The 13,598-nt window shown below is 61.2% G+C and carries 12 protein-coding genes; all 12 read right to left on the minus strand.

What is annotated here, in order from left to right; translation table 11 throughout:
* The 12 genes from LOY69_RS24540 to mraZ are packed head-to-tail and all read right to left on the minus strand — an operon-like array spanning nt 1 to nt 13,357.
* Nucleotides 1-957 (minus strand): D-alanine--D-alanine ligase, encoded by a 957-nt coding sequence (locus LOY69_RS24540; protein ID WP_102880869.1) that lies wholly within the window; start codon nt 955-957, stop codon nt 1-3.
* Nucleotides 954-2,408, minus strand: coding sequence for a UDP-N-acetylmuramate--L-alanine ligase (gene murC / locus LOY69_RS24545; RefSeq protein ID WP_102860325.1), 1,455 nt, complete (start codon nt 2,406-2,408; stop codon nt 954-956). The genes LOY69_RS24540 and murC overlap by 4 nt, the downstream gene beginning before the upstream one ends.
* Entirely contained in the window at nt 2,401-3,471 is a 1,071-nt protein-coding gene (gene murG, locus LOY69_RS24550; protein WP_265073723.1) for an undecaprenyldiphospho-muramoylpentapeptide beta-N-acetylglucosaminyltransferase, read from the minus strand. Before murG ends, murC begins: the two co-directional genes overlap by 8 nt.
* The gene (gene ftsW, locus LOY69_RS24555; protein WP_102860323.1) at nt 3,461-4,678 is read right to left on the minus strand and encodes a putative lipid II flippase FtsW; all 1,218 of its coding nucleotides are present in this window, start codon (nt 4,676-4,678) and stop codon (nt 3,461-3,463) included. Before ftsW ends, murG begins: the two co-directional genes overlap by 11 nt.
* Nucleotides 4,675-6,021, minus strand: coding sequence for a UDP-N-acetylmuramoyl-L-alanine--D-glutamate ligase (gene murD, locus LOY69_RS24560; protein WP_265073724.1), 1,347 nt, complete (start codon nt 6,019-6,021; stop codon nt 4,675-4,677). Before murD ends, ftsW begins: the two co-directional genes overlap by 4 nt.
* 5 nt (nt 6,022-6,026) lie before the next feature.
* Nucleotides 6,027-7,109, minus strand: coding sequence for a phospho-N-acetylmuramoyl-pentapeptide-transferase (mraY, locus tag LOY69_RS24565; protein ID WP_102860321.1), 1,083 nt, complete (start codon nt 7,107-7,109; stop codon nt 6,027-6,029).
* On the minus strand, nt 7,109-8,476 hold the full coding sequence (locus tag LOY69_RS24570) for a UDP-N-acetylmuramoyl-tripeptide--D-alanyl-D-alanine ligase (RefSeq protein ID WP_265073725.1): 1,368 nt from the start codon (nt 8,474-8,476) through the stop codon (nt 7,109-7,111). Before LOY69_RS24570 ends, mraY begins: the two co-directional genes overlap by 1 nt.
* A complete protein-coding gene (locus LOY69_RS24575) occupies nt 8,469-9,932 on the minus strand; it encodes a UDP-N-acetylmuramoyl-L-alanyl-D-glutamate--2,6-diaminopimelate ligase (protein WP_110596350.1) in 1,464 nt (487 codons plus the stop codon). Before LOY69_RS24575 ends, LOY69_RS24570 begins: the two co-directional genes overlap by 8 nt.
* The gene (locus tag LOY69_RS24580) at nt 9,932-11,671 is read right to left on the minus strand and encodes a peptidoglycan D,D-transpeptidase FtsI family protein (RefSeq protein WP_102880874.1); all 1,740 of its coding nucleotides are present in this window, start codon (nt 11,669-11,671) and stop codon (nt 9,932-9,934) included. The genes LOY69_RS24575 and LOY69_RS24580 overlap by 1 nt, the downstream gene beginning before the upstream one ends.
* The gene (gene ftsL, locus LOY69_RS24585; RefSeq protein ID WP_102860317.1) at nt 11,668-11,961 is read right to left on the minus strand and encodes a cell division protein FtsL; all 294 of its coding nucleotides are present in this window, start codon (nt 11,959-11,961) and stop codon (nt 11,668-11,670) included. The genes LOY69_RS24580 and ftsL overlap by 4 nt, the downstream gene beginning before the upstream one ends.
* Nucleotides 11,958-12,905 (minus strand): 16S rRNA (cytosine(1402)-N(4))-methyltransferase RsmH, encoded by a 948-nt coding sequence (rsmH, locus tag LOY69_RS24590; protein ID WP_162884089.1) that lies wholly within the window; start codon nt 12,903-12,905, stop codon nt 11,958-11,960. The genes ftsL and rsmH overlap by 4 nt, the downstream gene beginning before the upstream one ends.
* Nucleotides 12,902-13,357 carry a division/cell wall cluster transcriptional repressor MraZ gene (gene mraZ, locus LOY69_RS24595; RefSeq protein ID WP_019693566.1) on the minus strand — a complete coding sequence of 152 codons (456 nt, stop codon included), beginning with the start codon at nt 13,355-13,357 and terminating at the stop codon, nt 12,902-12,904. The genes rsmH and mraZ overlap by 4 nt, the downstream gene beginning before the upstream one ends.
* Nucleotides 13,358-13,598 lie beyond the last annotated feature (241 nt).

A 13,598-nucleotide genomic window follows, 5' to 3' on the forward strand; every position in this document is an offset into this window, starting at 1 on the left:
TTAACCTCTCGCCTCAAGACTGGCTGCCAGGATGGCCAGGACCAACTGCTGGAAATCCAGACCGGCCGCACGAGCGGCCATCGGCACCAGGCTGTGGTCGGTCATCCCGGGAGCGGTGTTCACTTCCAGGAACCAGAACTGCCCCTGGGCATCCTGCATTACATCGGCACGCGCCCAACCGGCGATACCGAGCGCCTCACAGGCTTTCGCCGTGAGGTCCATGAGTTCCTGTTCCTTGGCGCTATCGAGGCCGCATGGAATCCGGTACTGGGTATCGGAAGCCAGGTACTTGGCGTCGTAGTCGTAAAACGTGTGGGGAGTACCCAACGCGATCGGTGGCAGCACCTGACCACGCAGGGTTGCGATGGTGAACTCCGGACCCTGGATCCATTGCTCGACCAACACTTGCGAATCGTAGGTACTGGCCGCCTTCCATGCCTCGATCAATTCGGGCGCGGAAGTCACCTTGGCCATACCGATACTGGAGCCTTCATGAGCCGGTTTGACGATCAAAGGCAGGCCCAGTTCCGCCACCGCGGAAATACAGTCGGCTTCCGAACTCAGGACCGCGTGACGCGGCGTCGGAATACCCAGGCTGTGCCAGACCTGCTTGGTGCGCAGCTTGTCCATGGCCAGGGCCGAAGCGAGGATGCCGCTACCGGTGTAGGGAATCCCCAGGCATTCCAGCAGGCCTTGCATGCTGCCGTCTTCTCCGCCACGGCCGTGGAGAATGATGAAGGCACGATCAATCTTCTCGCTCAAGAGGCGCTGCAGCAGGTCGTCACCGACATCAATGCCGAAGGCGTCCACGCCGCCACTCTGCAAGGCTTCAAGCACGGCCTTGCCGGACTTCAGCGACACTTCGCGCTCGGCGCTCTTGCCGCCGTAGAGCACGGCAACGCGACCGAAATCGCTCGGCTTTACGGTGGAGAACAGGTTGGCGTAGGCAGCTGTCATTTCGCCCCCTTGCCAGCGGCCACAGCACCGGCGAACAGCGGGCTGTTGAGCAGTTTTGGCGCCAGGCCACCGATATCACCGGCGCCTTGGCACAGCAGGATGTCACCAGCACGCAGCAGTGGCTTGACCAGCGGTGCCAGGTCGACGCCTCGCTCGATGTAGATAGGGTCCAACTGGCCCCGTTGCCGAATGCTGTGGCACAACTGGCGGCTGTCAGCGCCCGGAATCGGCTCTTCACCGGCCGGGTAGACCTCCATCAACAGCAGCACGTTGGCATCGGCCAGCACCTGCACGAAGTCGTCGTACAGATCGCGGGTACGGCTGAAACGGTGCGGCTGGTAGACCATCACCAGACGGCGCTCCGGCCAACCGCCACGCACGGCCTTGATCACTGCCGCGACCTCGGTCGGGTGGTGCCCGTAGTCGTCCACCAGCATGACGTTGCCGCCTTCCACCGGCAGTTCGCCGTAGACCTGGAAGCGCCGGCCCACACCCTGGAAGCCCGACAGCCCCTGGACAATGGCTTCGTCGCTGATGCCTTCGTCGGTGGCGATGCAGATGGTCGCCAGGGAGTTCAGCACGTTGTGGTTGCCCGGCATGTTCACCGACACGTCCAGCGGCTCGCGGTCACGACGCAGCACGGTGAAGAAGGTCTGCATGCCTTGCTGGCGTACATTGATGGCACGCACGTCGGCTTCTTCGCTGAAGCCGTAGGTCACGGTCGGACGCTTGACCTGCGGCAGGATATCGCGCACCACCGGATCGTCCAGGCACATCACCGCCAGCCCGTAGAACGGCAGGTTATGCAGGAAGTCGACGAAGGTTTTCTTCAGTTTGTTGAAGTCACCGTCGTAGGTCGCCATATGGTCAGCGTCGATGTTGGTGACCACGGCCACCAGCGGCTGCAGATGCAGGAAGCTGGCGTCGCTTTCGTCGGCTTCGGCAATCAGGTAACGGCTGGTGCCCAGCTGGGCATTGGTGCCCGCTGCATTGAGCCGACCACCGATGACAAAGGTCGGGTCCAGACCGCCCGCGGCGAACACCGAAGCCAGCAGGCTGGTGGTGGTGGTCTTGCCGTGCGTACCAGCCACGGCAACGCCGTGACGGTAGCGCATCAGCTCGGCGAGCATTTCCGCCCGCGGCACCACCGGAATACGCCGTTCCAGTGCAGTGGCGACTTCCGGGTTGGAGGTGTTCACGGCGCTGGAAACCACCAGTACATCGGCGTTCGCAGCGTTCTCGGCGCGGTGGCCGATAAAAATCTGTGCACCGAACGACTCCAGGCGCTCGGTGACCGGCGACGCCTTGAGATCGGAACCGGAGACCTGGTAACCCAGGTTCAGCAGCACCTCGGCAATCCCGCACATGCCCACGCCGCCAATACCGACGAAATGGATACGACGGATACGGCGCATTTCCGGTTGCGGCATGGCTTTTTGATTCTCAACCATGGGCCACCTCCAGGCAGATATTCACCACATCGCGGGTGGCATCGGGTTTGGCCAGGCGGCGCGCAGCCTGGGCCATCTTGTCGAGTCGTTCTGGTTGCATCAAAACCTCTGTCAGGCGAGCGGCAAGGTCCGCTGCACCAGTCGTTCTTTGCGGCATCAGGAAGGCAGCACCTTCACGAGCCAAATATTCGGCATTGCGGGTCTGGTGATCGTCGATCGCATGGGGCAAAGGCACCAGCATCGAAGGCAGACCGGCAGCAGCCATTTCGCTGACGGTCAACGCGCCTGCGCGACAGACCACCAGGTCGGCCCAGCCGTAGGCTTGAGCCATGTCTTTGATAAAGGGCTGCACTTGCGCCTCGACGCCGGCGGCGCGATAGCGCTCTGCAGTGACTTCATCGTGGTTTTTACCAGCCTGATGGAACACCTCCGGACGCAGCTCGGGGGCGACCTGTGCCAGGGCTTCCGGCAATAACTTGTTCAACGGCTCTGCCCCCAGACTTCCGCCCAGGATCAGCAAACGCGCCTTGCGTCCGGCCAGGGCCTCGCGCGGTGTGTCGAGGAACAGTTCGGCGCGCACCGGATTGCCCGTGGTGCGGCGGCTGTCGGAAGCTCCGAAGGTGTCCGGGAAAGCTTCGCAGACTCGGGCGGCCAACGGCACCAGCAGCCGATTGGCGGTACCGGCCACAGCATTCTGCTCGTGAACGATCACCGGCACCCCCGACAACTTGGCGGCAACACCACCAGGGCCGGTCACATAACCACCAAAACCCAGCACACACACCGGCTTGAGTTGCCGAATGATCCGCCGGGCCTGGAGCACCGCCTTGATCAGGACGAACGGCGCCTTGAGCAGGGACAGCTTGCCCTTGCCCCGCAGCCCGGTGACGTTGATCAAATGCAGCGGCAGGCCAGCCGCCGGTACCAATTCGTTCTCGATCCCGCGGGGAGTACCCAGCCAGTGCACGCTGTAGCCACGGGCCTGGAACTCGCGGGCACAAGCCAGCGCCGGGAACACGTGGCCACCGGTGCCGCCCGCCATGATCAGCACGTTAGCGCCCATGGATCGGCTCCTCGGCAAAGTCACTCTCACTGAACTCCATCTCTTCACTGCCCAGGTGGGTCCTGCTCTCCCATTCGATACGCAGCAACAATCCGAGGCAGGCGCAGCAGATCACCAACGAACTACCGCCATAACTGAGGAACGGCAGGGTCAGCCCCTTGGTCGGCAACAGACCGACGTTCACCCCGATATTGATCAAGAACTGACCAATCCACAGGAACGACAAGCCATAAGCCACATAAGCGGCAAAATACTGCTTGGCTTTCTCGGCCCACAGGCCGATGTACATGCCGCGTATACAGACGAATACGAACAGCGCCACCGTGCACAAGGAGCCCACGGCTCCCAGCTCTTCGGCCAGCACCGAGAACACGAAGTCGGTGTGAGCCTCCGGCAGATAGAACTGTTTCTGCACACTGTTGCCCAGGCCCACGCCCAGCCACTCGCCACGACCGAAGGCGATCAAGGCTTGGGACAGCTGGTAACCGGCACCGAACTGGTCCGCCCAGGGGTCGGCAAAGTTGGTCAGACGGGCCATTCGATAGGGCTGCATCTGAATCAGCAAGACAACCGCCGCCACCGCCAGGAGCACCATCAGGGAAAACCGGAACAGCCCGACACCGCCGAGGAACAGCATCGCCGCCGCGGCGCCCATCATCACCACGGTGGCACCGAAGTCCGGCTCCATCAGAAGCAGGCCCGCCATTGGCAGCAGAACGATGAACGGCTTGAAGAAGCCCATCCAGCTTTCACGCACTTCCTTCTGCCGCCGCACCAGGTAGCCGGCGAGGTAAATCACCACGAACACCTTGGCAATCTCGGAGGGCTGAACGTTAAAGAAGCTGAAACCGATCCAGCGCATCGAACCGTTCACTTCACGGCCAATCCCCGGAATGATCACCATCACCAGCAAGCCGAAGGCACCAATCAACATCATCCAGCCCAGGCGCTGCCAGGTGGCGATGGGAATCATCATGGTGACAATGCAGGCCCCCAGGCCCAGCACGATGTAGATAAGGTGGCGAATCATGTAGTACAGGGCACTGCCCGACTGCGCCGCTGCCACTTCGGTAGAGGCCGATGCAATCATGACCAGCCCCAGGCCGAGCAGCGTCAAGCAGCCGGCGAGCATCGGGAAATCAAGATCGATGCCACGCCCAGTGATGAGCGGTGACGGATATGGCTTGATGATGTTTCTCAGATTCATGCCAGTTCCTCCACGACGCGGACGAACTGGTGACCCCGGTCTTCGTAATTCTTGAACATGTCGAAACTGGCGCAGGCGGGAGATAGCAACACCACGTCGCCAGGCTGCGCGACTGCGCGGCATTGAGCCACAGCGTCGGCCAGCGAATCGGCACGAATCAGCGGCACGGCATCGCCGATGGCCTCACCGATCTTGTCGGAGTCACGGCCCATCAAGACCACCGCGCGGCAGTTGGCCGCCACCGGGTCCCGCAGATCCTTGAACTCGGCGCCCTTGCCGTCGCCACCGGCGATCAGCACGATCTTGCCAGCGATGTCCGCACCCAGGCCTTCGATGGCAGCCAGTGCGGCGCCGACGTTGGTGGCTTTGGAATCGTTGTAATAGCCCACGCCATCCACGTCGCGAACCCACTGGCAACGGTGCTCGAGGCCGGCGAAGGTGCGCAGGGCCGAGAGCATCGCGTCGAACGGCAAGCCGACTGCATGCCCCAGGGCCAATGCCGCCAGGGCGTTGGACTGGTTATGGGCACCACGGATTTTCAGTTCGCGCACCGGCATCAGGGTCTGGAACTCGAAGGCCAGGTACTTCTCGCCGTTCTCTTCCCGCAGGCCAAAGCCCTTGAAATCGGGCTTGCCCAGGCCGAAGGTCCAGCACGGCAGGTTCTCGCTCAACAACGGCCGGGACAGCGCATCCTGGCGATTGACCACCACTTGCCGCGCTCCCCGGAAGATCCGGTGCTTGGCCAGGTGATAGGCCGGCAGACCGCTGTAACGGTCCATGTGGTCTTCGCTGATGTTGAGCACAGTGGCCACTTCAGCGCCCAGCTGGTCGGTGGTTTCCAGCTGGAAGCTGGACAGTTCCATCACGTACAGCTCGACATCGTCGCTGAGCAGATCCAGGGCCGGAGTACCCAGGTTGCCGCCCACGGCGACCCGCTTGCCCGCCGCAGCGGCCATCTCGCCCACCAGGGTGGTCACGGTGCTTTTCGCGTTGGAACCGCTGATGGCGACAATCGGCGCCTTCGCGTTACGCGCGAACAGCTCGATGTCACCGGACAATTTCACGCCACGGGCAGCAGCGGCCTGCAGGGCCGGGGTCGCCAGGGCCAGGCCGGGGCTCACATAGAGCTCGTCGGCACGGCACAGGAACTCGACGTCCAGCTCGCCACAACGCACCTCCACCTGCGGGTAGTCACGACGCAACGTGGCCAGCTCAGGTGGATTTTCCCGCGTATCGGCCACCGCAAAAGCCACGCCCCGGTTCGCCAGGAAGCGAACCAGGGACATGCCGCTCTTGCCGAGGCCGACAACGATGCGGAAGTGGTCAGAAGCGATCAGAGACACTCGTTCTACCTCAGCTTCAGGGTGGCAAGGCCGATCAACACGAGGATCACGGTGATGATCCAGAAGCGGACAATCACGCGAGGCTCGGGCCAGCCCTTGAGTTCAAAGTGGTGGTGGATCGGCGCCATGCGGAACACACGGCGACCGGTCAATTTGAAGGAAGCGACCTGGATCACCACCGACAGGGTCTCCATCACGAACACACCGCCCATGATGAACAGGACGATTTCCTGACGGACGATCACCGCAATGGTGCCCAGGGCCGCGCCCAGCGCCAGTGCGCCGACGTCGCCCATGAAGACTTGTGCCGGATAGGTGTTGAACCACAAGAAACCCAGGCCGGCACCGATCAGCGCACCGCAGAAGACGATCAGCTCGCCCGCCCCCGGTACGTAAGGAATCAGCAGGTATTCGGCGAACTTCACGTTACCCGACAGGTAGCAGAAGATCCCCAGCGCGCCACCAACCATCACGGTCGGCATGATCGCCAGGCCATCGAGGCCATCGGTCAGGTTGACCGCGTTACTCGAACCGACGATGACGAAGTAAGTCAGGACCACGAAACCGATGCCCAGAGGAATACTCACATCCTTGAGCATCGGAATCAGCAGGGTGGTTTCCACCGGACTCTGTGCGGTCATGTAAAGGAAGATCGCGGCACCCAGGCCGAACACCGACTGCCAGAAATACTTCCAGCGGCTGGGCAAGCCACGGGAGTTCTTCTCGATCACCTTGCGGTAGTCATCGACCCAACCGATGGCGCCAAACGCCAGGGTGACCACCAGCACTACCCACACATAGTGGTTGCGCAGGTCGGCCCAGAGCAGGGTGCTGATACCGATAGCGGAAAGAATCAGCGCGCCCCCCATGGTCGGCGTACCGGACTTGGACAGGTGGGACTGCGGACCGTCATTACGCACGGCCTGGCCGATCTGCCGGTTTTGCAGAGTACGGATCATCCACGGACCCAGGCACAGCGCCAAAGACAGCGCAGTCAGTACCCCGAGAATCCCGCGCAGGGTCAGGTACTGAAAGACCGCGAAGCCTTTGTAGAACTGTTGCAGGTACTCCGCTAGCAGCAGCAGCATCAATGTTTCTCCGTGCTCGAGCCGCACAAAGCCGCGACGATGTTTTCCATCACCGCGCTGCGCGATCCCTTGATCAAAATGGTGGTATTTGGGTCTTGCTCGACGTCCAGGGCGGCAATCAGATCAGCCTGGCTGGCGAAGTGGCGCGCGTGTTCGCCGAAGGCGGCAACGGCATGAGCCATCATCGGGCCTACGGCGTAGAGGGCCGAAACCTTGCCAGCGGCATATGCACCTACTTCGCGGTGCCCCTGCTCCGCCCACTCGCCCAACTCGCCAATGTCTCCGAGCACCAGGACGGTGCGGCCGGAAAAGCCGGCGAGTATATCAACGGCGGCACACATTGAGGTGGGGTTTGCGTTGTAAGTGTCATCGATCACCCGCAGGCCGTTCTTGGCCAGTTGGGCAACGGTGCGGCCCTTGACCGGCTGCACAGCGTTCAGGCCAGTGACGATGCCGAACAGCGAGACGCCCATAGCATGGGCTGCGGCAGCAGCAGCCAGGGCGTTGGCCACGTTATGGGTGCCAAGCAGGTTCAGTTGCACCCTATCCACGCCCTTTGGGCTGTGCAATGTGAAGGACGGGCAACCACGGGCATCACGACCGATATCCGAGGCATGGAAATCTGCTGCGCTGTTGTCCAGGGCAAAGCTCAGCACCTGGCGACCGGCGGCTCGGGTCTTCCAGATTGGGAAGGCCTTGTCGTCCAGATTGAGCACCGCGATCCCGGCGCTATCGAGCCCCTCGAGAATCTCGCCCTTGGCTTCGACGATTTTCTCCGGGCCGCCGAACTCACCGACGTGAGCGGTACCTGCATTATTGATGATCGCCACATGGGGGCGAGTCATGGCCACGGTGTAGGCGATTTCGCCGATGCGTGACGCACCCAGCTCGATCACCGCAGCGGTGTGTTCGGGGGCCAGTTCCAGTAGTGTCAGCGGCGCGCCCAGATCATTGTTCAGGTTGCCCCGGGTTGCCAGCACTGGACCACGGGTACGCAGGATGCTGGCCAGCATCTCCTTGACCGTGGTCTTGCCGCTGGAACCCGTCACCGCAGCTACCGGCTGGGTAAAGGCGCCACGATTCAGAGCGCCCAATTGGCCGAGGGCCAGACGGGTATCCTTGACCAGCAACTGAGGCAGGGTGCTGTCGGGAACTTCACGTTCAACCAACGCGGCTACGGCACCTTTGCCTGCCACTTCGTTCAAGTAGTCATGGCCGTCAAAACGGGGGCCCGTCAAGGCAACGAACAACTGGCCCGCCTGAATCGCCCGACTATCGATACTGACACCACTGAAACGCACGTCGCCCGCGATCAAGCGGGCATCCAATGGGGCCGATACTTCACTGAGCAGCAAGGCTTTAAGCATGTGCCACCTCCCATGCGGTCAAGGCCTTGTCGGCTTCAGCAAGGTCGGAGAAGTCATGGCGCTGGCCATTGATCTCCTGATAATCCTCATGGCCCTTACCCGCCAGAACCACCACATCGTCTGCCGATGCGGCGGCGATCAATCGAGCAATGGCGAGGCCACGACCGGCAACAAAATCGACCTTGTCTACCGCGCTGAAACCAGCACGGATGTCGTCGAAGATCTGCGCAGGGTCTTCGCTGCGTGGGTTGTCATCGGTGACCAGCACACCATCTGCCAGGCGCTCTACCACCTCGGCCATCAGCGGACGCTTGCCACGATCGCGGTCACCGCCGCAGCCGAACAGGCAGAGCAGACGCCCCTTGGCGTGAGGGCGCAGGGCCAGCAATACTTTTTCCAGGGCATCCGGAGTGTGGGCGTAATCCACGACCACCAGGGGCTGAGTACCACCACCCAGGCGTTGCATGCGCCCGGCAGGACCTTCGAGCTTGGGCAGCACGGCGAGAATTTCGTCCAGTGCATACTCCAGGCCCAACAAAGCACCGACCGCAGCCAGCACATTGCTCAGATTGAAGCGTCCGAGCAGAGCGCTGCGCAGATGGTGCTCGCCCTGCGGAGTCACCAGGGTTGCGCGAACGCCGTCGTCGTCGAAGGTCGCCTCACGGCAATACAGATAAGCAGAGGCATCCTCGAGACTGTAAGTAATCAGCCGTGACTCGTGCTTGTCCGCTGCCAGTTGCCGGCCGAACTCATCATCGAGATTGATCACCCGGCAACGCAGGTCGGTCCAGTTGAAGAGCTTCGCCTTGGCTGCGCCATAGGCTTGCATGGTTCCGTGGTAATCCAGATGGTCACGGGACAGATTGGTCAGCACCGCAACATCGAATGCCAGGGCCGCCACGCGCCCCTGATCCAGACCATGGGACGAGACCTCCATGGCCACCGCCTTGGCGCCGGCGTTTTTCAGGTCAGCCAGGGTCGCCTGCACAGCGATAGGGTTAGGCGTGGTGTGCAAGCCACTTTCCAGCGCGCCATAGAAGCCAGTGCCCAGCGTGCCCACCAAACCACAACGCTGGCCCAACAAATCCAGAGCTTGGGCGACCAACTGGGTAACACTGGTCTTGCCGTTGGTACCGGTCACGCCCAGCAGATTCAGCTGGCGGCTTGGATCACCATAAAAGCGTCCGGCAATATCCGACAGCTGCGCCGCCAGGCCCTTGACTGGGATCAGCGGCACATCAGTCAGCGGCAATACAGTTGCGCCTTCCACCTCATAGGCCACTGCAGCAGCACCGCGCTGCAAGGCGTCGGCAATATGCGCACGGCCGTCAAACTTGGCGCCGGGTACCGCCAGGAACAAATCACCGGCACGTACATTGCGGCTGTCCAGCGTCAACTCGCGGATCAGCAGATCGCGACCAGCGTGGGCGAATATCTTGTTCAGGCTAAGAGACATTAGCCGCGCCCTCCATTAGCTCGTACTGGGGTACCGGGCACCGCATTGGCCTGTTGCGTGGCCGGCAGATTATCCGGAGTGATGTTCATCAGGCGCAGGGTGCCGGACATCACTTTGCTGAACACCGGAGCCGATACCAGGCCACCGAAGTAACCGGCCTTGCTCGGCTCGTCGATCACCACCACGATGGCATAGCGCGGATCGCTCATCGGGCCGAAACCGGCAAACAGCGAACGATAGGAATTCTCGGCATAGCCTTTGGTGCCGACCGAAGTCTTGCGCGCGGTACCGCTCTTGCCAGCCACGTGATAGGCCGGAACCTGGGCACGGAACACGCCCCGGGGCGCCTCGATCACCTGCTGCAGCATGCCCTGCATAGTCTTGGCGACGTTTTCCGGAATCACCTGGGCGGTTTGCGGGGTCTTGTCGGATTTGATCAGCGTCAGTGGAGCGATCCGACCATTGTTGGCCAACGCGGAAAACGCGTGGACCAGCTGGATCGCGGTCACCGAGAGGCCGTAGCCATAAGACAGGGTCGCGGTTTCAGCCTTGCGCCATTCACGGTAGTTCGGCAGGTTGCCGACTCGCTCGCCAGGGAAGCCCAGGCCGGTGTCCTGACCCAGGCCAATCTTCTGTGCCAGACGAAAAATGGCTTCACCACCGATATCGAAGGCGATCTTGCTCATGCCGACGTTACTGGAGTTGATCAGGATGCCGGTCAGATCAAGCACCGGCCCTTCGGTCTTCGACACGTCACGAATGGTGTATTTACCCAACTGCAGGGTGCCCGGATAGACCTCGACAGTATCGCTGGGCTTCCAGCGCCCGGTTTCCAGAGCGGCACTCATGGAGATCGCCTTCATGGTCGAGCCAGGCTCGAACACGTCGATCATCGCGCGGTTACGCATCATCGCCGGCTGCAAATTGCGGCGGTTGTTCGGGTTGTAGGTCGGCTGGTTGACCATGGCCAGGATCTCGCCAGTCTTCACGTCCATGATCACCAGGCTGCCGGCCTTGGCGCCATTTTCGACAATGGCATTGCGCAGCTCACGGTTGGCCAGGTACTGCAGGCGCAGGTCAATCGACAACGCCAAGGGCTTGCCGGCCTTGGCGTTCTTGGTGACTTGGACATCCTTGATCAATCTGCCGCGCCGGTCCTTGATCACCTGGCGCTTGCCGGGAACACCGGCGAGCCATTCGTCATAGGCCAGCTCGACCCCTTCGCGGCCACGGTCGTCAATGTCGGTAAAGCCAACCATGTGCGCGGTCACTTCGCCGGCCGGATAGAAGCGCCGGAACTCCTCAATGCCATAGACGCCCGGCACCTTCAGATCGAGCACAGCCTGGCCCTGCTCCGGAGTCAGGCCCCGGACCAGATAGATGAATTCTTTATTGGCCTGAGCTTCGAGACGCTCAGTCAGCGCCTTGGGGTCCTGACCAAGAGCCATGGCCAATGCTGGCCAGCGGTCCTTGGCCAACTGCATTTCCTTGGCATTGGCCCAAAGCGTGGTCACTGGCGTACTCACGGCCAGAGGCTCGCCATTGCGGTCGGTGATCAGGCCACGGTGAGCGGGAATAGGGATGTGCCGGACACTGCGCGCATCGCCCTGCCCCTTGAGGAAGTCACGGTCGACCACCTGCAGATCGATAATGCGCCAGCCAATCGCCGACACCATGATCGCCAGCAGACCCAGCACCACACGGAAACGCCAGGGGTAGAGAGCGCCTTCAAGTTTCATGGCGCCACCATGCGGACTTCAGCCGCGCCAGGGATATGCATTTTCAGCTGTTCGGTGGCCAGCACTTCGATCCGGCTATGAGCGGTCCAGGTGCTTTGCTCGAGAATCAACCGTCCCCATTCGGCCTGGGCCTTGTCACGCACACTCAACTCGCCATACAGCGTATTGAGTAATTGACGATTCCAGTGGGCGCTGTAGGTAACCGCAATCGCGGAGACCAAAACGCCAACGAATAGCAGAAGCATGAAAAAGCTTCCGCCTGGAAGAGGCTTGGCGAAGAGCTTGCTCACCGAAGCTTCTCCGCAACACGCATGACCGCACTACGGGAACGGGGATTGGCTTTGAGCTCGGCCTCGGAGGCGAACTGCGCTTTGCCATGAATCTTGATTTTCGGCACGAAGGCTTCGAAACGTACCGGCAGGTTGCGCGGCAGATTGTCGGACTCGCCCTTCACCAGGCGTCGCATGAACAATTTGACGATGCGATCTTCCAGGGAGTGGAAGCTGATCACCACCAGGCGACCACCCACTTCCAGCGACTCCAGCGCCGCTTCAAGGCCAGCCTCGAGATCGCCCAGTTCGTTGTTAACGTGGATGCGCAATCCCTGGAAAGCCCGAGTAGCAGGATTCTTGCCCTTCTCCCAGGCAGGATTGGCGACTTTCAACACTTCGGCCAGATCGGCGGTGCGTTCGAAGGGCTGGATTTCACGACGCTCGACCACGGCCCGCGCCATGCGCCCGGAGAAGCGCTCTTCGCCGTACTCCTTGAACACACGGGCAATTTCCTCGACGGGCGCGGTGGCAATGAACTGCGCAGCGCTGATGCCACGAGTCGGGTCCATGCGCATGTCCAGAGGGCCATCATTGAGAAAGCTGAAGCCGCGTTCAGGATCGTCCAGCTGTGGCGAAGACACGCCAAGATCCAGCAGAACACCACTGACCTTGCCTGCCAGGCCGCGCTCCGCGACCTCCGAACCCAACTCGGCAAAACTGCGCTGTACAACGACAAAGCGGCCGTCTTCGGCCGCTAGCGCTTGCCCGGTGGCAATCGCTTGGGGGTCCTTATCAAATCCGAGGAGCCGGCCCTCCGTTCCGAGCTTGCTGAGAATCAAGCGGCTATGCCCGCCACGGCCGAAGGTGCCATCCAGATAGCAGCCATCAGGGCGCACGGCGAGAGCCTCGACGGCTTCGTCAAGCAGCACGGTGATGTGGTTAAAGCCGCTATCAATAGTCACAGGATCAAATCACGCAGTTCATCAGGCATCGCGCCCGGTTGTTGAATAGCCGCCAGGTCAGCCGCAGAAACAGCATCCCAGGCATCCTCGTCCCACAATTGGAACTTGTTCAGTTGGCCCACCAGCATTGCGCGCTTATCCAACTTGGCATATTCACGCAGGCGCGGCGGCACCAGAAAACGACCACTGCCATCGAGCTCAAGATCGACGGCATTACCAATCAGCAAACGCTGCAAACGACGGTTTTCTTCGCGAAGCGAAGGCAATGCGCGCAGTTTGGTTTCTATCAGCTCCCACTCATCGAGGGGGTAAACACACAAACAAGGATCAACAGCGTCGATAGTGACGATTAATTGCCCGGAACTTCGCGAAACGAGCTCGTCACGATACCGGCTCGGCATGGCGAGACGGCCCTTCGCATCGAGACTGATAGCGTTAGCTCCGCGAAACACGTCAGCGTTTCTCCAAATTTTAGCGTTTTGCGCTCAAAAAACCCACTTCATGCCACTTTCTGCCACTTGCGCACACTATAGGAATGCGCCCACACCACCGTCAAGGCGCGCAGCGACGGAAAAGCCTTATAGAACGGAGATTTAGGAGACTAAGAGGAGAGATAACGAGAATTCGGAGGGCATTCCAGAGCATCAACTTCAAACAGCTCAATAAGCTGCAGCATGAAGTTAAAGTAATTTA

The organism is Pseudomonas sp. B21-059 (assembly GCF_026016285.1).
GTDB classification, from domain to species: domain Bacteria; phylum Pseudomonadota; class Gammaproteobacteria; order Pseudomonadales; family Pseudomonadaceae; genus Aquipseudomonas; species Aquipseudomonas danubii.